The organism is Rhodococcus pseudokoreensis (assembly GCF_017068395.1).
GTDB lineage: Bacteria > Actinomycetota > Actinomycetes > Mycobacteriales > Mycobacteriaceae > Rhodococcus_F > Rhodococcus_F pseudokoreensis.
Genome location: NZ_CP070619.1, coordinates 6,461,977 through 6,483,844, shown reverse-complemented (window position 1 = coordinate 6,483,844; position 21,868 = coordinate 6,461,977). Strand labels below are relative to the sequence as shown.

Below are 21,868 nucleotides of genomic sequence, written 5' to 3'. Positions count from 1 at the left end.
GCTTTACTTCGAGAAATCTCGGTGAAACACCTCGTCCTTAGCGTATACAACCATGTCCACAGGGATGAATACGCCGCCGATCGAGTACTCCTTCGACACCCTGCTCGTCGCGAACCGGGGCGAAATCGCCTGCCGCATCATGCGAACCGCGCACCTCCTCGGACTGAAGACGGTCGCGGTGTACTCCGACGCCGATTCCGCGGCCGCACACGTCGAGATGGCCGACGTCGCCGTCCGGCTCGGCCCGGCTCCCGCCCCCGAGTCGTATCTGCGCGCCGACGCCGTCGTGGAGGCCGCACTCGCCACGGGCGCCGGTGCGATTCATCCCGGGTACGGGTTCCTGTCGGAGAACGACGCGTTCGCCGCCGCGGCGGAATCCGCGGGCATCGCGTTCGTCGGTCCCACCCCCGAACAGTTGCGCACCTTCGGCAACAAGCACACCGCACGCGAGGCCGCTCGCGCCGTCGGCGTCCCGCTCGTCGCGGGCAGCGGGCTCCTCGACTCCGCCGGCGCCGCCATGTCCGCGGCCTCCGACATCGGCTATCCGGTGATGATCAAGGCGGTCGGCGGCGGTGGCGGCATCGGGATGCAGGCGTGCTTCGACGCCGCGGAACTCCGCGAAGCCTACGACCGCGTCCAGCGCCTCGCCCAGGCCAACTTCTCCTCCTCGGGGGTGTTCCTGGAACGCTTCGTGGCCCGCGCCCGGCACATCGAGGTGCAGGTGTTCGGCGACGGCCGCGGCCGCACGCTCAGCCTCGGCACCCGCGACTGCTCGCTGCAGCGCCGCAACCAGAAGGTGGTGGAGGAGGCTCCGGCACCCGGACTCTCCGACGAGGTGGTGGAACAACTCCTGAGCGCGTCCCGCGGTCTCGCGTCCTCGGTGAACTACCGGTCGGCCGGAACCGTCGAGTTCGTCTACGACGTGGACCGCGGTGAGGCGTCGTTCCTCGAGATGAACACCCGACTGCAGGTGGAGCACCCGGTGACCGAGGAGGTCACCGGGGTGGATCTCGTCGAGTGGATGCTGAGGCTCGCCCGCGGCGACGGTTCCATGCTGGACGGGCTGCCCGACTCCGGACCCGAGATCAGGGGCACCGCCGTCGAGGCCCGCATCTACGCCGAGGACCCCGGCCACGACTACCGTCCCAGCGCCGGACGCCTCACGGGTGTGGAGTTCCCGGCTCACACGCGGGTGGAGACGTGGGTCGACACGGGCACCGAGGTGAGCGCGTACTACGACCCGATGCTGGCGAAGGTGATCACCCGCGGGCACCGGCGCACGGCGGCGTTCGCCGCCCTCGCGGAGGCGCTCGCCGACACCCATATCTACGGGATCCAGACCAACCTGCCCCAGCTCCGGCGGATCTGCGTCGCCGACACCGTCCTGGACGCCGAGCACACCACGCAGTCGCTGGCCGATCTGCGGCCCACCGGACGCCGCGTCGACGTCCTCCGCGCGGGCACGATGACCACCGTGCAGGACCACCCCGGCCGAATCGGTCTGTGGGAGGTCGGAATTCCCCCGTCCGGGCCGATGGACGACCTGTCCTTCCAGCTGGTCAACACGGCGGTCGGCAATCCGGCCGGCGCACCGGGGCTCGAATGCACCCTGCAGGGGCCGCGCCTGGTGTTCTCGGACGCCACCGTGATCTGCGTGGGCGGCGCCGACGCCCCGGTCACCCTCGACGGCGAGCCGATCCCCCTGTGGCACCCGGTGGAAGTGTCTGCCGGGTCCGTACTCGACATCGGCACTCCGGCGGACACAGGCCTGCGCACGTACGTCGCGTTCCGGGGCGGGATCGACGCCCCCCTGTATCACGGCAGCGCAGCCACGTTCACGCTCGGCGGGTTCGGCGGCATCACGGGCAAGGCCGTCGCCACAGGCGACGTGCTGGGCCTGTTCGACGACTCGCTGTTCGAGAACACGACGGGTCTCGGCGCGCCGCATCCCGTCCCGGAGGACTCGCGCCCGGAGTTCACGCACGTGTGGCATCTCGCCGTCACCGAGGGACCGCAGCCGGCACCCGCCTATTTCACCGATTCCGACATGGCGCAGTTCTACGACACCGCCTGGAAGGTCCAGACCCACGCGAACCGGACCGGACTCCGACTCGACGGCCCCAAACCGGTCTGGTCGAGGACCGACGGCGGCGACGCCGGACTGCACCCGTCGAACCTGCACGACAACCCGTACAGCGTCGGAGCCCTCAACGTCTCCGGCGACACTCCGATTCTGCTCGGCCCCGACGGCCCCAGCCTCGGCGGTTTCGCGTGCCCGCTCACCGTGTCCAAGGCCCACCGGTGGAAGCTCGGGCAGATCCGGCCCGGCGACAGCGTGCGGTTCGTCGCCGTCTCCGACGACGGTGCGCACTCGCTGCGAGCGTCGGATTCTTCTCGCAGACTGGATGTTCCACCCGAGGCGACCCGGTCGGCGCACAGCGACGGCGGGGTGCTGCACCGCATCGCGCCGATCCTGGACCGACCGGAGGTCGCGTACCTGCGCGCCGGCGACGACAACGTCCTCGTCGAATACGGGGACCGGGAACTGGACCTCGGGCTGCGCATGCGCGTCCACGCGCTGTCGGAGGCGCTGGTCCGGCGCCACGTCCCGGGCATCGTCGACATCACCCCGGGTGTCCGGTCGCTGCACCTGCACTTCGACGCCGACCGCCTCCCGGCCGGACGACTGCTGGACATCCTCCAGGACATCGAGGAACTGCTGCCGGCGACGCACGATCTGGTGGTTCCGAGTCGCACGGTCCGGTTGCCGTTGTCGTTCGACGACCCGTCCATCGCGGAGGCCATCGACCGCTACCGCAGCGGGGTGCGCGAAAAGGCGCCGTGGCTGCCGTCGAACACCGAATTCATCCGGCGAATCAACGGATTGGACAGCGTCGACGACGTCCGGGACGCCGTGTTCGACGCCGAATACCTGGTGCTGGGGCTCGGCGACGTCTACCTCGGCGCACCCCTGGCCGTGCCCCTCGACCCGCGGCACCGCCTGGTCACCACCAAGTACAACCCGGCCCGCACCTGGACCCCGTCCGACGCCGTCGGGATCGGCGGCAAGTACCTGTGCGTCTACGGGATGGAGTCGCCGGGCGGCTACCAGCTGATCGGCCGCACCGTCCCGATCTGGTCGGGCTACCGGCAGCACCGCCCGTTCGACGAGGGCAAACCCTGGATGTTCCGGTTCTTCGACCGCATCGTGTGGGAACCTGTCACCCCGGAGCAGTTGCGCGAGTACCGCGCGCAGGCGGTGGCCGGGCGGTTCGACGCGGAGATATCCGACGGCACGTTCGCGTTCGCCGACCACCTGAAGTTCCTGAAGGACAACGCCGAATCCATCGCCGCGTTCGACGCCCGGCAGTCCGCGGCGTTCGACATCGAGAAGGCGGCGTGGCGTGCGTCGGGCGAATTCGACCGCGTCGAACAGGCCCCCGCACCCGAGCCGTCCGCACGCGGCGACCTCCCGCCGGGCGCCGTCGTCGTCGAGGCACCGATGGTCGGAAGCGTGTGGCGCGTCGAGGTCGAGGCCGGGCAGCGCGTCGACGCGGGCCAGAACGCCGTGGTGCTCGAGGCGATGAAACTCGAGATGCCGGTCGCGTTCACCTCGCCGGGCATTGTCCTCGAAGTCCTCGTGTCACCGGGCGCGATCGTCGAACCGGGCACCCCTCTCGTCGTGATTGGAGCAGAAAACTGATGACTGTCGATGCCGTGAACCGCGGACACACCGGCCTGTCCCCCACCGCCCGGGTCGAGGACGCTTTCCGGCGAATCGCCGAGGTGGACCGCCCGGAGGTGTGGATCACCCTCCGGCCCGCCGAGGACGTCCACGCCGATGCCGTTGCCGTGCAGGCCCGCCTCGACGCCGGCGAGCACCTGCCCCTGGCCGGGAAGGTCGTGGCGGTCAAGGACAACATCGACGTCGCCGGGCTCCCGACGTCGGCCGCGTGCCCCGAGTTCGCCTATCTCCCCGGCGTCACCGCGACATCCGTGCGCCGCCTGGTCGACCAGGGCGCCGTCGTACTCGGGAAGACGAACCTCGACCAGTTCGCGACCGGACTGGTCGGGACACGCAGTCCGTACGGCGCCGTCCGGTGCTCGTGGGACCCCGAACGCGTGTCGGGCGGATCCAGTTCGGGTTCCGCCGTCGCCGTCGCCCTCGGTATCGCCGACATCGGAATCGGCACCGACACAGCGGGATCCGGCAGGGTCCCGGCTGCGTTCAACGGTCTCGTCGGGATCAAGGCGACGCTCGGCGCCATCCCCGCCGACGGCGTCGTTCCCGCGTGCGTCGACTACGACTGCGTCACCGTGTTCGCCGCCGAACTCGACACGGCGGTGACCGCCGCCCGCATCATGTCGGGCCCCGCGGCCGCGGACCCGCGCAGCCGCGCATGGCCGTCCGACGTCCGGCTCGCCGCGCCCGCACACGCACGCGTCGCGATTCCCACGGAAGCGAACCTCGCGCTGCTGACGCCGGAGTACCGCGCGGCGTTCGCCGACACGGTCGCGTCGCTGACAGACCGCGGGTTCGCCGTCGAGGCGGTCGACGTCTCCCCGCTGCTCGACGCCGCCCGGTTGCTGTACGACGGCGCCGTCGTCGCCGAGCGGTACACCGCCGTCGGGCGATTCCTCGACACGGCGCCGGCGGGCGCCGATCCGGTGGTCACCGCCATCGTCGAGTCGGCGCGCCAGCCCGCGGGTCACGAGTTCGCCGCCGACCTCGACACGCTCACCCGCGTCAAGGCGCAGACGCGCGATCTGCTGGCCGGTTTCGACGGACTCCTGCTGCCCACCACCACCGAACACCCGACCATCGCTGCCGTACAAGCGGATCCGATCGGCATCAACCGGCGGATGGGCACGTACACGAACTTCTGCAACCTGCTCGACATGGCGGCGGTCGCCGTCCCGGGCGCCCCGACCGCCGCCGGCGAACCGTTCGGAGTCATGTTCGTGGTGCCGGCGTTCGCCGATCAGGTGGCCGTCGACCTCGCCGCCCGCCTCCTCGGCGCACCCGCGCCCACCCTCGTCGAGGAGGGGGTGGAACTGGCCGTGTTCGGCGCGCACCTGCGCGGGCAGCCCCTGCACTTCCAGCTCGAGGACATCGGGGCACGCTTCGTCGGCACCGTCACCACCACGGATGCGTACCGGCTCACCGCGCTCGACACCACCCCGCCCAAGCCGGGCCTCGTCCGCCGCGGTCCCGGCGCGGGCTCCCCGATTTCCGGGGAACTGTTCCGGGTGTCCGCCGCGGGGCTGGGCAGCTTCCTCGCGGCGCTGCCCGCCCCGATGGCCCTGACGAGCGTCGAATTGTCCGACGGCCGCGCCGTGGTCGGCTTCAGCTGCACACACGACGCGGTCGACGGGGCCACGGACATCACCGAGTTCGGGAGCTGGGTCGCCTATGCCGCTTCGCGCCCGTGAGTACTTCTTAACCGCCCGACGTTAAGAAGTACTCACGGCGAGGGCGGTGGCGGCAGGGGTCGAGTTGCGGCCGATCAGCCTCTGCAGGTCGCCGCTCTCGGTGTCGAGAGCGCCGACGGCGACGCCCGCATCGGAATCGGCGAGCATGCTCGCGATCGGTGCGGGCAGGCCGGCACCCTCGAGCGCCGCGGCGTACTCGGCCTGCGGAAGGTCCTTGTACGACACCGGCTTTCCGATGACGGAGGAAATGACGTCCGCCACTTCGCTGTACGTCAGGCGCTCGTCGCCACCGAGTTCGTAGACCTTGCCTGCCTGCCCGTCGGCGAGCAGAACGGCGGCGGCCGCCTCGGCGTAGTCCTTGCGGGCGGCAGCGGCGACGACACCGGTCCCGGCGCTGCCGAACAGCGCACCGGTCTCGCCCGCCGCGGGAATGCTGCCGAGGTAGTTCTCCCAGTACCAGCCGTTGCGGAGCAGCGCGAAGTCGATCCCGGACTGCGTCAGCCGATCCTCGGTGGCGCGGTGTTCCACGGCCAGCCCGATCGTGCTGTTCTGCGCGTCGAGGACGCTGGTGTAGGCGACGAAGCCGACCCCGGCGGCCTTCGCGGCGTCGATCACGTTGGCGTGCTGGGCAACCCGCTGTCCGACCTCGCTGCCGGAGACGAGCAGCAGCTTGTCGACGCCGGCGAATGCGGTCTCGAGCGCGGCACGGTCGCTGTAGTCGGCCTGCCGGACCTCGACCCCCCGGTCCGCGAGGTCCGCAGCCTTGGCCGGGGTGCGGACCACGGCGACGATGTCGGCGGCGGGCGTTCCCTTGTCGAGCAGTGCCTCGACAACGAGCCTGCCGAGGTGTCCGGTTGCTCCTGTGACGGCGATGGTCATGACGAACTCCTAGCGCGTAGTGGTGCGAGTTGACTGTTCAAGCTCACTTTCCATCATGCACTAATTTTTCGTAAGTGCAAACACTCTAGTAAGTGCTTCCCCTTCGTGGGATACACTGGGCGCATGTCCGAACCCGCGCACCCAGCACAGGAAAGTGAAGACCGCACCCTCGAAGCGGACGTCTTCGCTCGCAACTGCGCGTCGCGCGAGACCCTGCAGACCGTCACCGGCCGCTGGGGTGTGCTCGCGCTCGCGGCTCTGTCCGAGGGCAACTACCGATTCAGCGCACTCCGCCGACGCGTCGACGGCGTCAGCGAACGCATGCTGTCACAGACACTGCAGGCACTCGAACGGGACGGCCTCGTCGTCCGGGACGTGCTCGAGGCCATCCCGCCGAAGGTCGAATACAGCCTCACGCCGCTCGGCGCCGAGGTCGGTTCACGCCTGATCGAACTGATCGAACTGGTCGAGTCGCGCGTACCCGACGTTCTGGCGGCGCAAGAGAAGTACGACGCCAGTCGCGGCGTCAGCTGAGTTCGTCGAGATCGGACTCTTCGTCGACGATGTGGACCGCGGCCTCCTCTGCCGACGCCGCTCCCCCGTCGATTCCGATGTCGAAGGCAACGAGATCCTTCTCCTCGTCCTCCCCCACACCCTCGTCCTCGGCGAGAAGCCGGCCCGAACGCTGCCGTCCGACCTCGTTGTCGTCGAGGATCTCCGCGTTCTCGTCCTCCTCGAACGCCGGATCCGGTTCCTCCTCGGCGAGCCGCTGGTCGAGGGTCTCCCCTTCACGCTGCTCGGCGGCCGTCGTTCCGAACGCGTCGAGCCCGAGCGGCTTCTCCGGAGGCGAATACCCTTCGTCGAGAACGTCGTCCACACCTCGGTCGACCAATGTGTCCTCCGGCTGCAGCTGGTCCTCTTCGTCCAGGCTGTACTCGCCCTCGGATCCTTCTGGCGTGCTGTCCGGCATGGTCATCTTCCCCACGATGCCATCGCGGCGGGCAGTTCGCCATCGGATCGCGGAACCGATCCGGCCGGAAACGACGAGGGCCCGCACAGAGACTGTGCGGGCCCTCGTCGGTGTTCGGGTCAGAAGTTGATCATGTGCCCGGCGAGACCGTGGATGGCCTCCTGCAGGGCTTCGCTGAGCGTCGGGTGCGTGTGCACGTTGCGGGCCAGCTCGTTGACCGTGAGGTCCCACTTCTGCGCGAGGGTCAGCTCGGGCAGCAGCTCGGAGACGTCGGGGCCGATGAGGTGGCCACCGATCAGCTCGCCGTACTTCGTGTCGGCGATCAGCTTGACGAAGCCGGTGGCATCCCCGAGGCCGTGCGCCTTACCGTTGGCGGCGAACGGGAACGTCGCGACCTTGACGTCGTAGCCCTCGTCCTTGGCCTGCTGCTCGGTCAGACCGAAGCTGGCGACCTGCGGCTGGCAGAACGTCGCGCGCGGCATCATCCGGTAGTCGTCGATCGGCAGCGTCTCGGCGCCGGCGATCGTCTCGGCGGCCACCACGGCCTGCGCCTCGGCGACGTGCGCCAGCTGCAGCTTCATCGTGACGTCACCGATGGCGTAGATGTGCGGCACCGACGTCTGCATGGTGTCGGTGATGCCGATGGCGCCGCGGTCGGTGAGCTGCACGCCGGTCGTCTCGAGGCCGAAGCCCTCGACGCGGGGTGCGAACCCGACGGACTGCATCACCTTGTCGACGACGACCGACTCGGTCTCGCCGGACTTGTTGTTCTTGATCGAGACGGTGACCTTGGAGCCGTCGTCGTCGATGCTCTGCACGGCGGCGCCGGTGATGACCTTGACGCCGAGCTTCTTGTACTGCTTCTCGATTTCCTTGGAGACGTCCGCGTCCTCGTTGGGCAGCGCGCGGTCGAGGAACTCGACGATGGTGACGTCGACTCCGTAGTTCTTCAGGACGTACCCGAACTCCATGCCGATCGCGCCGGCGCCGACGATGAGGATCGATCCGGGCAGGTCCCGGGTCATGATCTGCTCTTCGTAGGTGACGACGTTCTTGCTGAGCTCGGTGCCGGGCAGCAGCTTGGTGGTGCTGCCGGTGGCGATGATCGCGTTGTCGAACGTGATCGTCTCGGTGCCGCCCTTGGTGAGCGCGACCTCGATGGTGTTGGCGTCGGTGAACGTGCCCTTGCCGTCGTACTCGGGGATCTTGTTCTTCTTCATCAGGAAGTGGATGCCCTTGACGCGGCCCTCGGCAACCTTGCGGCTGCGGTCGAACGCTGCGCCGAAGTCGAAGGACGCCTCACCCGAGATACCGAACAACTTGGCCTCTTTTGTGAAGAGATGCGCAAGTTCGGCATTGCGGAGAAGAGCCTTCGAGGGGATGCAGCCCACGTTCAGGCACACACCGCCCCAGTACTTCTGCTCGATGATGGCAGTGCTCAGTCCGAGTTGTGCCGCGCGGATAGCAGCGACGTACCCACCGGGACCGGCTCCGAGGACAACGACGTCATAGTGTGAGGTCACGGTTGTTCAGGGTAGTCCCGTCCCGATTCGCTGTCTCCACGCGGTCGCGTTACCCGCGGGTAGCCTCATGCGTCACACCTTTCCCGCCGCGACCAGGCACGACACCGCCTGCAAGAATGGCGCCATGACGGATCCCTTCCTCTGGCTCGAAGATGTCACCGCGGAACGGTCACTCGACTGGGTGCGGGAGCGCAACGCCCGCACGCTCGCCGAGTACACCGAGAACGCCGGGTTCTCCGCGCTGGAGAGCCGGATCCTGGACGTGCTCGACACGGACGACCGGATCCCCTACGCGGGCATGCGCGGCGAGTACCTGTACAACTTCTGGCGCGACGGCGAACACAAGCGCGGCATCTGGCGGCGCACCACCCTGGAGCAGTACCGCACCGAGAACCCCGAGTGGGACATCCTGCTCGACGTCGACGCACTCGCCGAACAGGAGGGCGAGAACTGGGTGTGGGCAGGAGCCAGCGTGCTGCGACCCGAGCAGTCACGGGCCCTGCTGTCGTTCTCCCGCGGCGGCGCCGACGCGTCCGTGGTGCGCGAATTCGACCTCGAAACGCGCGAATTCGTCGGCGGCGACCACGCCTTCGACGTCCCCGAGGCCAAGACCAGCATCAGCTGGATCGACGAGGACACCGTGTACGTCGGGACCGACTTCGGCGAAGGCTCGATGACCGACTCCGGCTACCCGAGAATCGCCAAGCGCTGGCATCGCGGCACCCCGTTCACCGAGGCGGTCACCGTCTTCGAGGGCGAGACCACCGACGTGTCCGTCGGCGCGTCGTACGACGACACCCCCGGATACGAGCGGCACTTCGTCGGCCGGTCGATGGACTTCTACAACTCCGAACGCTACGAACTGCTCCCCGACGGGTCGAAGGTCCGGATCGACACCCCGGACGACGCGGGGTCGTCCGTGTACCGCGAGTGGCTGACCATCCGTCCGCGCACCGACTGGGAGGTGGACGGCACCGTCTACCCGGCCGGGTCGCTGCTCGCCGCGAACTACGCCGACTTCCTCGCCGGGTCCCGTGAGCTGACGCCACTGTTCACCCCGGACGAGCACACGTCCCTCGAACAGGGAACGTGGACCAGGAACCACCTCCTCCTCGTGCGACTGTCGGACGTGCAGACCAAGCTGTCGGTGCTCACGCCGAACGACACCGGGTGGGAGGAGAAGCCTCTCGACGGCGTCCCGGAACTCACGGCGAGCGGGATCATCAGCACCGACCCGCGCACCGGCGACGACTTCTTCGTCAACTCCAGCGGCTTCACCACGCCGGCGACGCTGCTGTACGGCTCGGTCGGGGGTGCGCTCGAACCCGTCAAACAGGCGCCCTCGTTCTTCGACGCGGACGGCATGTCGGTGTCGCAGCACTTCGCGGTGTCCGACGACGGAACCGAGATCCCCTACTTCGTGGTGCGCCGCGACGACGTGACCGGACCCTGCCCCACCATGCTGTACGGGTACGGCGGCTTCGAGAACTCGATGGTCCCCGGGTACAGCGGGTCGGTCGGGTTCGCGTGGCTCGAACGCGGCGGCGCGTACGTGGTCGCGAACATCCGCGGCGGCGGCGAGTACGGCCCGTCGTGGCACACCCAGGCGGTGCGGGAGGGCAGACACAAGGCGTTCGAGGACTTCGCCGCCGTCGCCCGCGACCTCGTGGCCCGGGGCATCACGACGTCGAAGCAACTCGGAATCCAGGGCGGCAGCAACGGCGGGCTGCTCATGGGCGTCATGCTCACCCGCTACCCGGAACTGTTCGGCGCGATCGTGTGCCAGGTTCCGCTCCTCGACATGAAGCGATACCACCTGCTGCTCGCCGGGGCGTCGTGGATGGCCGAGTACGGCGATCCGGACAACCCGGACGACTGGAAGTTCATCGGCGAGTACTCGCCGTATCAGAACACCGATCCGGCGGCGGACTACCCGCCGATCCTCGTCACCACCTCCACCCGCGACGACCGCGTCCACCCCGGCCACGCCCGCAAGATGACGGCGCTGCTCGAAGAGCAGGGCCACGAGGTCTGGTACTACGAGAACATCGAGGGCGGGCACGGCGGGGCCGCGGACAATGCGCAGGCAGCGTTCAAATCGGCGCTGACGTTCTCGTTCCTGTGGGAGCAGCTCACCCGTTGACCTGTGAGTACTTATTAACCGCCCGCGGTTAATAAGTACTCACAGGTCAGGTGTGGTCATGGATCCAGTCGACGATCCGGTCGACGGTGCTCGCGGGCTCGCGGATCCACCCGTTGTGGCCGAGCGGTTGCGGCTGGTGCCACAGGGTGACGTCGGCGTTCGGGAGTTTCGCGAGGAGGTTCTTCGCCGCCGATTCCGGAGCCAGATCGTCCCCTTCGACGGTCACGGACAGCACGGGCAGTTTCAGCCGGCCGATGCGTTCCTCGTAGTCGATATCGGCGCCGTCGGGTTCGATCCTGCCGGTGCGGGCGAATCGCGACCAGTCGGTGATCAGCACCTTCGACTGCCGTCCGAACCCGCCGATGTCCAGTTTGTCGCCGGGCCAGAACCCGGCCAGATTGGCGGTCATCGACATCGCCGCGGCGCCGACGAGCATCCGCGGGGCGTGGATGCCGGGGAACCCGCGGTGATACGGCGACCCCGATGCGACGAGCACGATCCCGCCGAGCCGGCCCCGGATCCGTGCCCCGTACATCACGCCGAGCTGACCGCCCATGCTGTGCCCGAGCAGGAACGGCGTCGCGGCCGGAAACCGTTCCCGCACCACCTCGAAGATCGCGGGAAAGTCGAGGGCCACCAGTTCGTGGTAGCCGTACGTGCTGTCGCTGCCCGGGCGGGGGCGGCTGTCGCCCTGGCCGCGGAGTTCGCCGATCGCTGCGTTGAAACCCCGGGACACGAGTTCCTCGGCGAAGGGTTCGTAGTAGCCGGCAGGAATTCCCAGGCCGGGAAACACCACGATCACGGGGGCGTCGTCCGGGCCGGGAAACAGGCGAACGGGAGTGGTGGTTCCGTCGGGCATCTGGATCGGTACTGTCTCCACTTCGTCAGACTAGACGGCTCGACCCCCGCAGATCCGGGATCTGCGGGGGTCGATTCTGTTCCGAGACCGGACGCTAGAGGCCGATCGACGCGGCAAGCATCGGCCACGACTTGTGCAGGTCTTCCTGCCAGTAGGTCCAGGAGTGGGTGCCGGTGGGCCGGAAGTCGAACGTCGCGGGAATCTGCAGTTCGTTCAGCCTGTCCGCCAGCGCGTGGGTGCACTGGTTGGTGGCGGCCTCGATGACGCCGCCGACGAGGATCTGGTTGGCGAGCGTTCCGACGTCGCCGTTGATTCCCGGCGCGTTCAGCTGATCGCCGGCCCCGGGCAGCCCGGATCCGTTGCTGACGTAGATGTCGAGTCCGCGCAGCTTCTCCGCGTTGATGTACGGGTCGTTGGCGGCCCAGCCGGGACCGTTTTCAGGACCCCACATGTTGGAGGTGTCACCGCCGCCGCGGCCCTCGACGACCATCTGTACGTACGCGCGGCCGGGGTCGGTACTGGTCATCGCGCACCCGCTGTAGGCGCCGACGCTCTGGTACAGGTCGGGCGCCGCCTGCGCCAGGCTCAGCACGGAGCTACCGGCCATCGAGATGCCGGCGATCGAGTTGACGCCGTTGGTGCCGAGCGCGGAGTCGACGATCGGCGGAAGTTCCTGTGTGAGGAACGTCGTCCACTTGTTGTTGCCCAGTTCGGGGTCGGTCTGTTCCCAGTCCGTGTAGTAACTGAAGGCGCCCTCCATGGGCGTGACGACGTTGACGTTCTTGTCGGCGAAGAAGTCGACGACGTCGGTCCGGGCCTGCCACGTGGCGGAGTCCTCGCCGCCGCCCGCACCGTTGAGCAGGTAGAGCGTCGGCCTCGGGGCGCTCGTGTCCGCGGGGGTGATGACCCGCAGCGGAATCTCCCGGTCCATGGAGGCCGAGTACACGTGAATGGTCGACTGCCGGTCGTCGATCGGGTCGGTGCTCACCAGGTGGGAGCCGCCGGCCGCGACGGTGGCGTCTTCGGCGGGATCGGCGGAAGCGGACGCCTGGACCCCGAGGCAGGGAATGGCCGTCGTCAGAGCGACCGCGAGCGCCAAGCGCATCCCGTACCTACCCGCTGCAGTGCGGTTGACCATCATTCTCCTTCGCTGCGACGTCGCCTGCCCGACTCCGTAGAGGCGAGAGCTGGAGCCCACATGATGTCATGTGAACTCCAGCTCTCGTTCAGAAGTGGGGTCGAAACGGGGTGTCCCTATCCCCCGACGGACCCGAGGAAGCCGATCAGTGTGGTGAGCGCTTCGAGCAGACCCAAAAGGCTGTCGGACATAGTATTACTCCTATTCGACGCAGTGGATTTTCGAACTCCCCCTGCGATCAGGGGCTCCGTCATTTGTACCCGAGTTTTCGCTCCGAATAAGCACGAAGTGGTAAACATTTGCGATCGTTGACTTAACGAAGAACCGTTGATCTGACACCGGCTAATCCCCAATTACCTCCGAAACACGCCGTGCCACCAGCGGATACGACGAGACCTCAACCACCGGATTCCCGTTCCCGTAATCGAGGAGCGACAGAACATACTTCGCTTCACCGTTTCCGCACATTTTCTTGTCGTTGCCCTTGAATTTCCTGCCGAGGAAAAGAAGAGTGGGCAAATTTCGCACGTCTCTTCTTTGGCCGTGATACACGCATCCCATTTGTCCAGAAAAAGGACAAATGTAAACAAAAGTTTTCAGTCTTACACCCATTCGACCAGAAGTGTGGGATATCGAGCTCTTCGGCGCGTCGCCGCTGCTCAGGGTGAAAGACCAGGGTGGAGATCGGGGTACATCCCGATGGTGCGGGCCGGATTCGGCGAACAGGATGGAGGCATGACATTCGACAGCAACACTCCCCGCCAGTTCACCCGTTCCGACAGTCAGAAGATGCTCGCAGGCGTCTGCGGCGGCGTCGCCGAGTACTTCTCGGTGGACGTCAACCTCGTCCGGTTGCTCACCGTGGTGGCCACCCTGGTCACCGGTGGCACCGCGGCCCTCGTCTACCTCGCCGCCTGGATGCTGATGCCTGCCGGACACTGAGACGACGAAAAGAGCCCGGGACACCAGTTGGTGTCCCGGGCTCTTTCGGAGCACTTCGTGCCCGTGAGTGGGAAACGAGTCCGGGGACTCCTCAGCCACGCACGGGAGGCGTAGCCGCCTTTAGAAGTCCATACCGCCCATGCCGCCGGTCGGGTCGCCCACGGGCGCTCCGGCCTTCTCCGGCTTGTCGGCGACGACGGCCTCGGTGGTCAGGAACAGAGCCGCGATGGACGCTGCGTTCTGCAGCGCGGAGCGGGTGACCTTGACCGGGTCGTTGATGCCGGCTTCGAGCAGGTCGCCGTACTCGTTGTTCGCGGCGTTGAGGCCGTGACCCGCGGGCAGGTTGCGAACCTTCTCGGCAACGACGCCGGGCTCGAGGCCCGCGTTGAAGGCGATCTGCTTCAGCGGTGCTTCGAGGGCGACGCGAACGATGTTCGCACCGGTGGCCTCGTCACCTTCGAGCTTCAGGTCGTCCAGTGCGGGAGCCGACTGCAGCAGAGCCACGCCACCACCGGCGACGATGCCCTCTTCGACGGCAGCCTTGGCGTTACGCACGGCATCTTCGATGCGGTGCTTGCGCTCCTTGAGCTCCACCTCGGTGGCAGCGCCGGCCTTGATGACTGCAACGCCACCGGCCAGCTTGGCCAGGCGCTCCTGCAGCTTCTCGCGGTCGTAGTCGGAGTCGCTGTTCTCGATCTCGGCGCGGATCTGGGACACGCGACCGGCGATGGCCTCGGGGTCTCCCGCGCCTTCGACGATGGTGGTCTCGTCCTTGGTGATGACGACCTTGCGTGCCTGGCCGAGCAGCTCGAGTCCGGCGGTCTCCAGGGAGAGGCCGACCTCTTCGCTGATGACCTCGCCACCGGTGAGGATGGCGATGTCGGCGAGCTGAGCCTTGCGACGGTCACCGAAGCCGGGAGCCTTGACGGCCACGGACTTGAAGGTGCCACGGATCTTGTTGACCACCAGGGTGGACAGGGCTTCGCCCTCGACGTCCTCGGCGATGATGACCAGCGGCTTGCCGGACTGGATGACCTTCTCCAGCAGCGGCAGCAGGTCCTTGACCGTGGAGATCTTGGAGCTCACGAGCAGGATGTACGCGTCCTCGAGGACGGCTTCCTGACGCTCCGGGTCGGTGGCGAAGTACGCCGAGATGTAGCCCTTGTCGAAGCGCATGCCCTCGGTGAGCTCGAGCTGCAGGCCGAAGGTGTTGGACTCCTCGACCGTGATGACGCCTTCCTTGCCGACCTTGTCCATGGCCTCGGCGATGAGCTCGCCGATGGACGGGTCGCCTGCGGAGATACCAGCGGTAGCAGCGATCTGCTCCTTGGTGTCGATCTCCTTGGCGGTCTCGAGCAGACGCACGGTGACGGCCTCGACGGCCTTCTCGATGCCGCGCTTCAGACCCAGCGGGTTGGCGCCGGCAGCGACGTTGCGGAGGCCCTCACGGACGAGAGCCTGGGCGAGAACGGTAGCGGTGGTGGTTCCGTCGCCGGCGACGTCGTCAGTCTTCTTGGCGACCTCCTTGACCAGCTCGGCACCGATCTTCTCGTAGGGGTCCTCGAGCTCGATCTCCTTGGCGATGGACACGCCATCGTTGGTGATCGTGGGGGCGCCCCACTTCTTCTCGAGCACGACGTTGCGACCCTTGGGGCCCAACGTCACCTTGACTGCGTCGGCGAGGGCGTTGAGTCCCCGCTCGAGGCCGCGACGGGCCTCTTCGTCGAACGCGATGATCTTGGCCATTGCGAAGTGATCCTCCGGATTGGGGGTGACACACAAGGCGACCGCTAGTCGGGTCGCCTCATTTACGCCTTCGGCCGAGTTCGGTGCCCGCGACGGACGACCAGGGGTGTCTGTGGTTCCCGGTCTCACCGTCCCGACCTGGCACTCACCCGTGGCGAGTGCCAAGTGCATTTTTAGCACTCGAACAGGGTGAGTGCAAGGTCGGGACGGAAGCGCTGTGCCGGGGCGATCAGCGCATCGCGCAGACCTGACCGGTGTTCAGGTTGAAGGCGAGGGACAGCGCGCCGACGCAGTCGACGCCGTTCGCGTCGGCAGTCGCACCCGAACCCCAGCCCGCGATCGCGACGGTGGTGGTGCCGTCGGCCGCCCCGGAACGGGCGATGCCGCCGCCGAGCGAGACTGCGTACGCCTGACCCGAGCCCGTCGACGCACCGAGCGACGTTCCGTATCCGTTGGCGTACGTGGTGGCGCCGCTGTGCCCGTTGGCGACACTCACCGCGGTGCCGCTGTCCGCGGCCATCGCGTGGGCGGTGCCCGCCTCGGTCGCCTTGGCGCCGCAGCTCGCGGTGTCCGACACCTGGACGTCGTTGGCCGACGGCGGGGAGACGCAGTTGACGGGGGCCGCACCGGCGACGCCTGTGCCGGCCACCGAGATTCCCGCCGCGACGCCCAGACCCACGGCCATCGCCGCTCCCACACGTGCCAGCCGTCGGCCGAACAGAGTCGAGATACGAGTACGCGATGCCGAGGCGGTCGAGGTGACGGGGGTGGAGACAGCGAGCATGGAAGCTCCTTCTGGGAACGTCGAATTGGAGGATTCGCCGCGAGAGTACCCGCTCCGGGCCGGTTAGTCCCGGACCCCGCTCAGGCGAGTTCGTCGAGGAGCTTCGGCAGCTGCGCGACCGAGTCGACGACGTGGTCCGGCCGCTGCGCGACGAGGTCCAGAATCGACTGGCGGAACTTGCCCGTCCGCACCAGGACCCCGGTGAGTCCCACCCGCTGCGCGGCCAGGACGTCACCCGTCAGGTCGTCGCCGACCATCATCGTCACGTCCGGTCCCGTACCCATCAGATCGGTGGCGGTGAGGAACGCGGCGAGCGACGGCTTGCCCACCGACACGACGTTGGTTCCCGCGACCTCCTCCATCCCGGGGAGGTAGGTGCCCGTGTCGATGCGCAGCCCGTCGTGGGTGGCCCACGTGGTGCCCCGGTGCATCGCGACGACGGGGACGCCGTCGAGCATCAACTCGACCACACGGCTGAGTGCGCCGTGGGTGAATTCGGGCCCGGCGCCGCCGAGGATCACCACCTCCGGGTTCTCGTCGTCCAGTTCGATCCCGGACAGATCGGCGGTGATGTCGCCGCTGTTGAGGACCCAGGCCCGCGACCCGGGATACGTCGACCGGACGTACTCGGCGGTGAGCCGCGCCGCGGTGACGATCTCGTCGGAGTCGGCCTCGATGCCCGCCGACCGGAGGGCGTCGGCGATCTCGTCGCACGTCCTCGACGTCGTGTTGGTGAGGTACGCGCACGCGAGTCCGCGGTCGCGCACCTCCCGCACCGCGGCGGCGGCGCCGTCGATCGGATGCCACGAAGTAACCAGCACACCGTCGATATCGAGCAGGACACCCTCGACCCCAGCCATGACAGGAGCCTATCCCGGCATCACTGCCGAGTCCGGCAGACGAGGACGGGGCAGGGAGCGTGATGCACGAGATTCTGACTGACGGATCCGAGCAGGGCACCCATCACCTTGCCCCGGCCGTGGCTACCGACGACCAGTAGTTGCGCGGTCGCCGCGTGCCGCAGCAGGACGTCGGCGGACGCCCCCTGCGTCGCAACCTCGGTCACCGGCACGTCGGGATACTCGTCGCGGGCGCCGGCGAGGCATTCGGACACGACGGCCTTCTCCCCTTCTTCGTAGGCGGCCCAGTCGACGTACTTCGATGCGTGCGCGAGCCCGTGCTGCTTCTCCCCGCTCCACGCGTGCACCGCGTCCAGACCGACCCCGAACGCGGACGCGAGCGCGAACGCCTCCTCGACGGCCTTCTCGCTGACCTGGCTGCCGTCCACGCCGACGACGATCGGGCGCGCGTCCGGTGATGCCGGCGCGGGCGCTCCCCGGACCACCGCGACCGGGCTGTGCGCGTGGTTGACCGTCCGCAGGACCGTGGATCCGAGGAGATAGTCGGTGACCGCACCCGCACCCTGCGCACCGACCGCGACGATCCGCGCTGCCCGCGACAGCTCGATCAGGTGGGACGCCGCGGTCCCGGATCGGACGTCGCGCTCGACGGCGAGTCCGGGGTGATCCTGCAGGGCGGCGGCGGTGGCGGCGTCGAGCATCGTGTTGCCGTCCTCGCGCAGTTCCTGGATGAACTGGGCGTCGATCATCATCGCGGTGCCGTTGTAGAACGTGGCCTCGTCCGGGTACGTGTGGGCGAGCAGGAGCGGGGCACCGAGCCGGACCGCCGCGCCCGCGGCCCAGCGCGCCGCGTCGAGCGCGGCGCGGGAACCGTCGATACCGACGACGACGGGTGACCCTGCTTGTTCGCTCATATCTCTCTCCCTCTACGGCTCGAGAACTGCTGCACCGCTGAACTTTCCGCCTGCCAGGTCCTTCAGTGCCCGGTCGGCGTGGTCGAGTGGGTACGGGTGGGTGTCGATGCTCAGCCGGTGTTCCGCTGCGATGCGCAGGAATTCGACGGAATCCGAACGGGTGTTGGCGGTGACGCTGCGGATCTGTCGTTCCCGGAACAGGTGCCGCTGATATTCCAGCGCAGGGATGTCGGTGAGGTGGATTCCGGCGACGGCGAGGGTGCCGCCGTCGGCGAGCGCCTCCATCGCGACGGGCACCAGGTCGCCGACCGGGGCGAACAGGATCGCGGAGTCGAGGGGCTCCGGCGGTGTGTCGCGTACGCCCTGCACGGATGCCGCCCCGAGTCGCTCCGCCAGCGCCCGGGCCTCCGCCCCTCGTGTCATGACGTGCACCCGGGCGCCGCGCGTCGACGCGACCTGGGCGGTGAGGTGCGCGCTGCCGCCGAACCCGTAGATGCCCAGCGCGCCGCCGACGGGGACCGCGGCGCGTTCGAGTGCCCGGTAACCGATGATCCCGGCGCACAGCAGCGGGGCGAGTTCGGTGTCCGTGTACCCCTCCGGCAGGTGCAGCGCGTAGCCGGCCGGGACCGTCGCGAACTCGGCGTACCCGCCGTCCGCGTCCCATCCCGTGTACTGCGACTGCCTGCACAGATTCTCCGCGCCGCGCAGGCAGGCCGCGCACTGTCCGCACGTGTGCCGCAGCCACGCGATGCCCACCCGGTCCCCGACGGCGAAGGACCCGGTCACCGAATCACCCAGTGCGGCAACCTCCCCCACCACCTCGTGGCCGGGAGTCACCCGGGGCCGGTGCACGGGAAGATCCCCCTCCGTCACGTGCAGGTCGGTGCGGCACACTCCGCACGCGAGGACCTTCACGAGAAGATCGCCCGGTCCCGGCTCGGGGATTCGCTCGCGGCCCCGTTCCAGCGGGTGGCCCGCGACGGGGCCCGGAGCGACCACGCGCCACGCGGTCATCGTTCCGGTTCCGCCCTGCGTCGCCGCCATACCCCCACAATGCCCGTGACGGGTGGCCACCGCCAGGACCGAAGAGACCCGTGTCTCGAGGACACGGACCGCGGCGAAGACCCGGCCGGATCGCGCCCGGCAACTAGGCTCGCACCCATGGACCTACGCGGTGAAGACCTGTTCACGGTGGCGGGGTCGCTGGCCGAGCTGATCGGGGCCCCGATCACGATCGAGGACGAGAACTCGACGGTCCTGGCCTATTCGAGCGGCGAGCAGGCCGTGGACCAAGCACGCATCGAGACCATCCTGGGACGGCAGGTGCCAGGGAAGTACCGGCAACTCCTCGGGGACGCGGGCGTCTTCGAGCGTCTGCACCGGGACACCGACGTCTTCTACGTGGACATGCGGCTGCCGAACATGACTCCCCGCGCGGTGATCGCGGTGCGGGACGCGGGACGGTCGGTCGGGTCGATCTGGGCGGCGATGACGTCGGCCCCCACCCCGGAACAGGAATCGATTCTGCGGTCCGCGGTCCCGGTCGTCGCCGAGCACATCGCGGCGGAGCGGGAACGGGTGGACGTGACGCGCCGGATGCAGGTCGACCGCGTCCGTGCGCTGATCAACGGCGGCGAGCCCGCTTTCCGTGCCGCCGACGACCTCCGGCTGGAGGGACGGCTGACGGTCGCGGCGGCCGCGCCCGTCGCGATCGGGCGCCCGCTGCCGTCCGGTTTGCTCGCCTCCCTCGGCCTGTACCTCGACACGCTGGCGGTCGATTCGGTGGCCGCCCAACTCGACGACGTCATCTACGTGGTCATCGCCGCGTCGGAGAAGGACGTCCGGCGCCTCGCCGAGGACTTCCTCGGCCGCGCCCGCAGCGGGGCCACGTTCGTGGTCGCCGTCGGACGCGAGGTGAGCACGGCCAGCCAGGCGCACCTGTCGCGCGGGGACGCCGACCGGGTTCTCACGGTGCTGCAGCACGCCCGGTCCGGTGGTGTCGCCGGGACGATGCGGGACAGTCTCGCGTCCGTGCTGGCGTTGCGCGTCGCCGACATCTTCGACGGCCTGGGCGAGCTCACCCCGCTCGCCGCGCTCATTCGGCACGACGAGCAGCACGGCACGGATCTCGTCGCCACGGCCCGCGCCTTCCTGGCGCACGGCGGCGACGTCGCCGATGCCGCCGCCGCGCTGCACGTGCACCCCAACACGCTGAGGAATCGGCTGCGGCGCTGCGTCGATTCGTGCGACGTGGACCTGGCCGACGCCGACACCCGGCTCATCCTGATGCTGCACCTGAAGCTGACGGGACTGCGGGATTTGTGACCCCTGGCCGATTGCACAGGGGGCACTGTCCGGGATTGGCCGAACGGCTACTGCCCCGGCTCCGTCGCCCGCCGATCATGGAGTCATGAACACAGTGCAGCGCCCTGACCATGTCGCGATCGTCGGAGCAGGCGTCGTCGGATTGTCCACGGCGTGGTTCCTCCAGGAGCGTGGCGTGCGCGTCACCGTCGTCGACCGTACGGGTGTCGCGGCGGATGCGTCGTGGGGCAATGCGGGTTGGCTCGCACCGGCATTGACGCTGCCGCTGCCCGAACCGGCCGTGCTGCGGTACGGCCTGCGCGCGATGCTGAATCCGTCCTCACCGGTCTACGTTCCGTTCACGACCGATCTGCGGCTGGTGCGTTTCCTCGTCGGCTTCGCCCGGCACTGCACTCCCTCCCGGTGGGCTGACGCGATGAAGGTGTACGCCGAGGTCAACCGGATCTCCCTGGGCGCCTACGACGAACTCGCGGACGGCGGCGTGCGGGAGCACACGCATCTCGCCGATCCGTTCCTCACCGCGTTCAAGTCGGACGAGGACCGGGAAGTGCTCGTCGACGAGTTCCGGCACGTCGAAGCCGCGGGTGGCGAGGTCGAGTACGACCGCGTCGACCGGGACGAGATCCACTCTCTCGAGCCGAGTCTCGGCGACGGCGTGCACTCCGGGCTGCGGCTGCGCAACCAGCGCTTCATCGACCCGCCGCGCTTCGTGCATTCGCTCGCCGACGCGGTCCGCGCCCGGGGCGGCGAGATCAGGTCCGGCTTCGACGTGGTGGCGGTGCAGGATCAGGGGCAGTCGGGCGTCCGGCTGGCCGCGGCTTCCGGCGACACGGTCACCGCCGATTCCGTCGTCCTCGCCGGCGGCGCACACCTCAATACTCTCGCCCGCCCGTTCGGTGTCCGCGCCCTGGTGCAGGCCGGCCGCGGGTACAGCTTCAGTGTCCAGCCCGAGCAGATGCCGAAGAACCCGATCTACTTCCCCACCCAGCGGGTGGCGTGCACCCCGCTGCACGACCGTTTCCGCGTGGCCGGAATGATGGAATTCCGCAGTCCCGACGCCCCTCTCGACCCGCGCCGGGTGCAGGCGATCATCGCGGCCGCGACGCCCATGTTCACCGGCATCGACTGGGAATCGCGTCGGGAGGAGTGGGTCGGATCGCGGCCCTGCACCACCGACGGACTTCCGCTCGTCGGCGGCACCCGCTCCCCTCGTGTGCATGTGGCGGGCGGCCACGGCATGTGGGGCATCGCGCTGGGGCCGCTCACCGGACGCATGATGGCCGACTCCATGACCGGCGGCGAGGTTCCCGCCGTCATGCGGCATTTCGACCCGCTGCGCTGAATCAGGCTGC

General features: G+C 68.5%; 17 protein-coding genes. 7 read left to right on the top strand and 10 right to left on the bottom strand.

The window, feature by feature from the left end:
* The first annotated feature begins 52 nt into the window (after window positions 1-52).
* Together uca and atzF are read left to right on the top strand one after the other, a co-directional pair.
* Window positions 53-3,703: an urea carboxylase gene (gene uca / locus JWS13_RS34695; RefSeq protein WP_206009944.1), complete on the top strand. Its 3,651-nt coding sequence runs from the start codon at window positions 53-55 to the stop codon at window positions 3,701-3,703.
* A complete protein-coding gene (atzF, locus tag JWS13_RS34690) occupies window positions 3,703-5,433 on the top strand; it encodes an allophanate hydrolase (protein ID WP_206009943.1) in 1,731 nt (576 codons plus the stop codon). Before uca ends, atzF begins: the two co-directional genes overlap by 1 nt.
* Window positions 5,434-5,454: 21 nt before the next feature.
* Here atzF and JWS13_RS34685 read toward each other — a convergent pair whose 3' ends face one another.
* Window positions 5,455-6,312, bottom strand: coding sequence for an SDR family oxidoreductase (locus JWS13_RS34685; RefSeq protein WP_206009942.1), 858 nt, complete (start codon window positions 6,310-6,312; stop codon window positions 5,455-5,457).
* 123 nt (window positions 6,313-6,435) lie between these two features.
* Between JWS13_RS34685 and JWS13_RS34680 the strand changes: the two genes are divergently transcribed.
* The gene (locus JWS13_RS34680) at window positions 6,436-6,846 is read left to right on the top strand and encodes a winged helix-turn-helix transcriptional regulator (protein ID WP_206009941.1); all 411 of its coding nucleotides are present in this window, start codon (window positions 6,436-6,438) and stop codon (window positions 6,844-6,846) included.
* Here JWS13_RS34680 and JWS13_RS34675 read toward each other — a convergent pair.
* Both JWS13_RS34675 and lpdA read right to left on the bottom strand, forming a co-directional pair.
* Complete coding sequence (locus tag JWS13_RS34675) at window positions 6,839-7,288, bottom strand: DUF5709 domain-containing protein (protein WP_206009940.1); 450 nt, start codon at window positions 7,286-7,288, stop codon at window positions 6,839-6,841. The genes JWS13_RS34680 and JWS13_RS34675 overlap by 8 nt on opposite strands.
* A gap of 113 nt (window positions 7,289-7,401) precedes the next feature.
* Window positions 7,402-8,805 (bottom strand): dihydrolipoyl dehydrogenase, encoded by a 1,404-nt coding sequence (gene lpdA, locus JWS13_RS34670; protein WP_124396050.1) that lies wholly within the window; start codon window positions 8,803-8,805, stop codon window positions 7,402-7,404.
* 67 nt (window positions 8,806-8,872) lie between these two features.
* On the opposite strand from lpdA, the gene JWS13_RS34665 reads away from it, so the two are divergent.
* Complete coding sequence (locus JWS13_RS34665; protein ID WP_206009939.1) at window positions 8,873-10,948, top strand: prolyl oligopeptidase family serine peptidase; 2,076 nt, start codon at window positions 8,873-8,875, stop codon at window positions 10,946-10,948.
* A 46-nt stretch (window positions 10,949-10,994) separates the two neighbouring features.
* On the opposite strand, the gene JWS13_RS34660 is transcribed toward JWS13_RS34665, so the two are convergent.
* Together JWS13_RS34660 and JWS13_RS34655 are read right to left on the bottom strand one after the other, a co-directional pair.
* On the bottom strand, window positions 10,995-11,828 hold the full coding sequence (locus tag JWS13_RS34660; protein WP_241032454.1) for an alpha/beta hydrolase family protein: 834 nt from the start codon (window positions 11,826-11,828) through the stop codon (window positions 10,995-10,997).
* A gap of 73 nt (window positions 11,829-11,901) precedes the next feature.
* A complete protein-coding gene (locus tag JWS13_RS34655; protein WP_206009938.1) occupies window positions 11,902-12,945 on the bottom strand; it encodes an alpha/beta hydrolase in 1,044 nt (347 codons plus the stop codon).
* Between the two features lie 735 nt (window positions 12,946-13,680).
* Between JWS13_RS34655 and JWS13_RS34650 the strand changes: the two genes are divergently transcribed.
* Entirely contained in the window at window positions 13,681-13,887 is a 207-nt protein-coding gene (locus JWS13_RS34650) for a PspC domain-containing protein (protein WP_012689066.1), read from the top strand.
* Window positions 13,888-14,007: 120 nt separating this feature from the next.
* Here the strand turns inward: JWS13_RS34650 and groL are convergent, their stop codons facing one another.
* From groL to JWS13_RS34625, 5 genes are all read right to left on the bottom strand, one after another.
* Window positions 14,008-15,633 carry a chaperonin GroEL gene (gene groL / locus JWS13_RS34645; RefSeq protein WP_087562199.1) on the bottom strand — a complete coding sequence of 542 codons (1,626 nt, stop codon included), beginning with the start codon at window positions 15,631-15,633 and terminating at the stop codon, window positions 14,008-14,010.
* Window positions 15,634-15,862: 229 nt separating this feature from the next.
* The gene (locus JWS13_RS34640) at window positions 15,863-16,417 is read right to left on the bottom strand and encodes a DUF6764 family protein (RefSeq protein ID WP_206009937.1); all 555 of its coding nucleotides are present in this window, start codon (window positions 16,415-16,417) and stop codon (window positions 15,863-15,865) included.
* Window positions 16,418-16,497: 80 nt separating this feature from the next.
* Window positions 16,498-17,277 carry an HAD-IIA family hydrolase gene (locus JWS13_RS34635; RefSeq protein ID WP_206009936.1) on the bottom strand — a complete coding sequence of 260 codons (780 nt, stop codon included), beginning with the start codon at window positions 17,275-17,277 and terminating at the stop codon, window positions 16,498-16,500.
* 20 nt (window positions 17,278-17,297) lie between these two features.
* Window positions 17,298-18,191, bottom strand: a complete 894-nt coding sequence (locus JWS13_RS34630) for a universal stress protein (RefSeq protein WP_206009935.1) — start codon at window positions 18,189-18,191, stop codon at window positions 17,298-17,300.
* 12 nt (window positions 18,192-18,203) lie between these two features.
* Window positions 18,204-19,205 (bottom strand): zinc-binding alcohol dehydrogenase family protein, encoded by a 1,002-nt coding sequence (locus JWS13_RS34625; protein WP_206011857.1) that lies wholly within the window; start codon window positions 19,203-19,205, stop codon window positions 18,204-18,206.
* 147 nt (window positions 19,206-19,352) lie between these two features.
* Between JWS13_RS34625 and JWS13_RS34620 the strand changes: the two genes are divergently transcribed.
* Window positions 19,353-20,516 carry a helix-turn-helix domain-containing protein gene (locus JWS13_RS34620; RefSeq protein WP_206009934.1) on the top strand — a complete coding sequence of 388 codons (1,164 nt, stop codon included), beginning with the start codon at window positions 19,353-19,355 and terminating at the stop codon, window positions 20,514-20,516.
* Between the two features lie 85 nt (window positions 20,517-20,601).
* Complete coding sequence (locus tag JWS13_RS34615; RefSeq protein ID WP_206009933.1) at window positions 20,602-21,858, top strand: NAD(P)/FAD-dependent oxidoreductase; 1,257 nt, start codon at window positions 20,602-20,604, stop codon at window positions 21,856-21,858.
* Window positions 21,859-21,868 lie beyond the last annotated feature (10 nt).

What these genes read in the sequence shown, in the direction of transcription:
- uca (WP_206009944.1), top strand. Translation starts at nt 53, where the DNA reads ATGTCCACAGGGATGAATACGCCGCCGATCGAGTACTCCTTCGACACC.
- atzF (WP_206009943.1), top strand. Translation starts at nt 3,703, where the DNA reads ATGACTGTCGATGCCGTGAACCGCGGACACACCGGCCTGTCCCCCACC.
- JWS13_RS34685 (WP_206009942.1), bottom strand. Translation starts at nt 6,312, where the DNA reads ATGACCATCGCCGTCACAGGAGCAACCGGACACCTCGGCAGGCTCGTT.
- JWS13_RS34680 (WP_206009941.1), top strand. Translation starts at nt 6,436, where the DNA reads ATGTCCGAACCCGCGCACCCAGCACAGGAAAGTGAAGACCGCACCCTC.
- JWS13_RS34675 (WP_206009940.1), bottom strand. Translation starts at nt 7,288, where the DNA reads ATGACCATGCCGGACAGCACGCCAGAAGGATCCGAGGGCGAGTACAGC.
- JWS13_RS34665 (WP_206009939.1), top strand. Translation starts at nt 8,873, where the DNA reads ATGCGTCACACCTTTCCCGCCGCGACCAGGCACGACACCGCCTGCAAG.
- JWS13_RS34655 (WP_206009938.1), bottom strand. Translation starts at nt 12,945, where the DNA reads ATGGTCAACCGCACTGCAGCGGGTAGGTACGGGATGCGCTTGGCGCTC.
- JWS13_RS34650 (WP_012689066.1), top strand. Translation starts at nt 13,681, where the DNA reads ATGACATTCGACAGCAACACTCCCCGCCAGTTCACCCGTTCCGACAGT.
- groL (WP_087562199.1), bottom strand. Translation starts at nt 15,633, where the DNA reads ATGGCCAAGATCATCGCGTTCGACGAAGAGGCCCGTCGCGGCCTCGAG.
- JWS13_RS34640 (WP_206009937.1), bottom strand. Translation starts at nt 16,417, where the DNA reads ATGCTCGCTGTCTCCACCCCCGTCACCTCGACCGCCTCGGCATCGCGT.
- JWS13_RS34635 (WP_206009936.1), bottom strand. Translation starts at nt 17,277, where the DNA reads ATGGCTGGGGTCGAGGGTGTCCTGCTCGATATCGACGGTGTGCTGGTT.
- JWS13_RS34630 (WP_206009935.1), bottom strand. Translation starts at nt 18,191, where the DNA reads ATGAGCGAACAAGCAGGGTCACCCGTCGTCGTCGGTATCGACGGTTCC.
- JWS13_RS34625 (WP_206011857.1), bottom strand. Translation starts at nt 19,205, where the DNA reads ATGACCGCGTGGCGCGTGGTCGCTCCGGGCCCCGTCGCGGGCCACCCG.
- JWS13_RS34620 (WP_206009934.1), top strand. Translation starts at nt 19,353, where the DNA reads ATGGACCTACGCGGTGAAGACCTGTTCACGGTGGCGGGGTCGCTGGCC.
- JWS13_RS34615 (WP_206009933.1), top strand. Translation starts at nt 20,602, where the DNA reads ATGAACACAGTGCAGCGCCCTGACCATGTCGCGATCGTCGGAGCAGGC.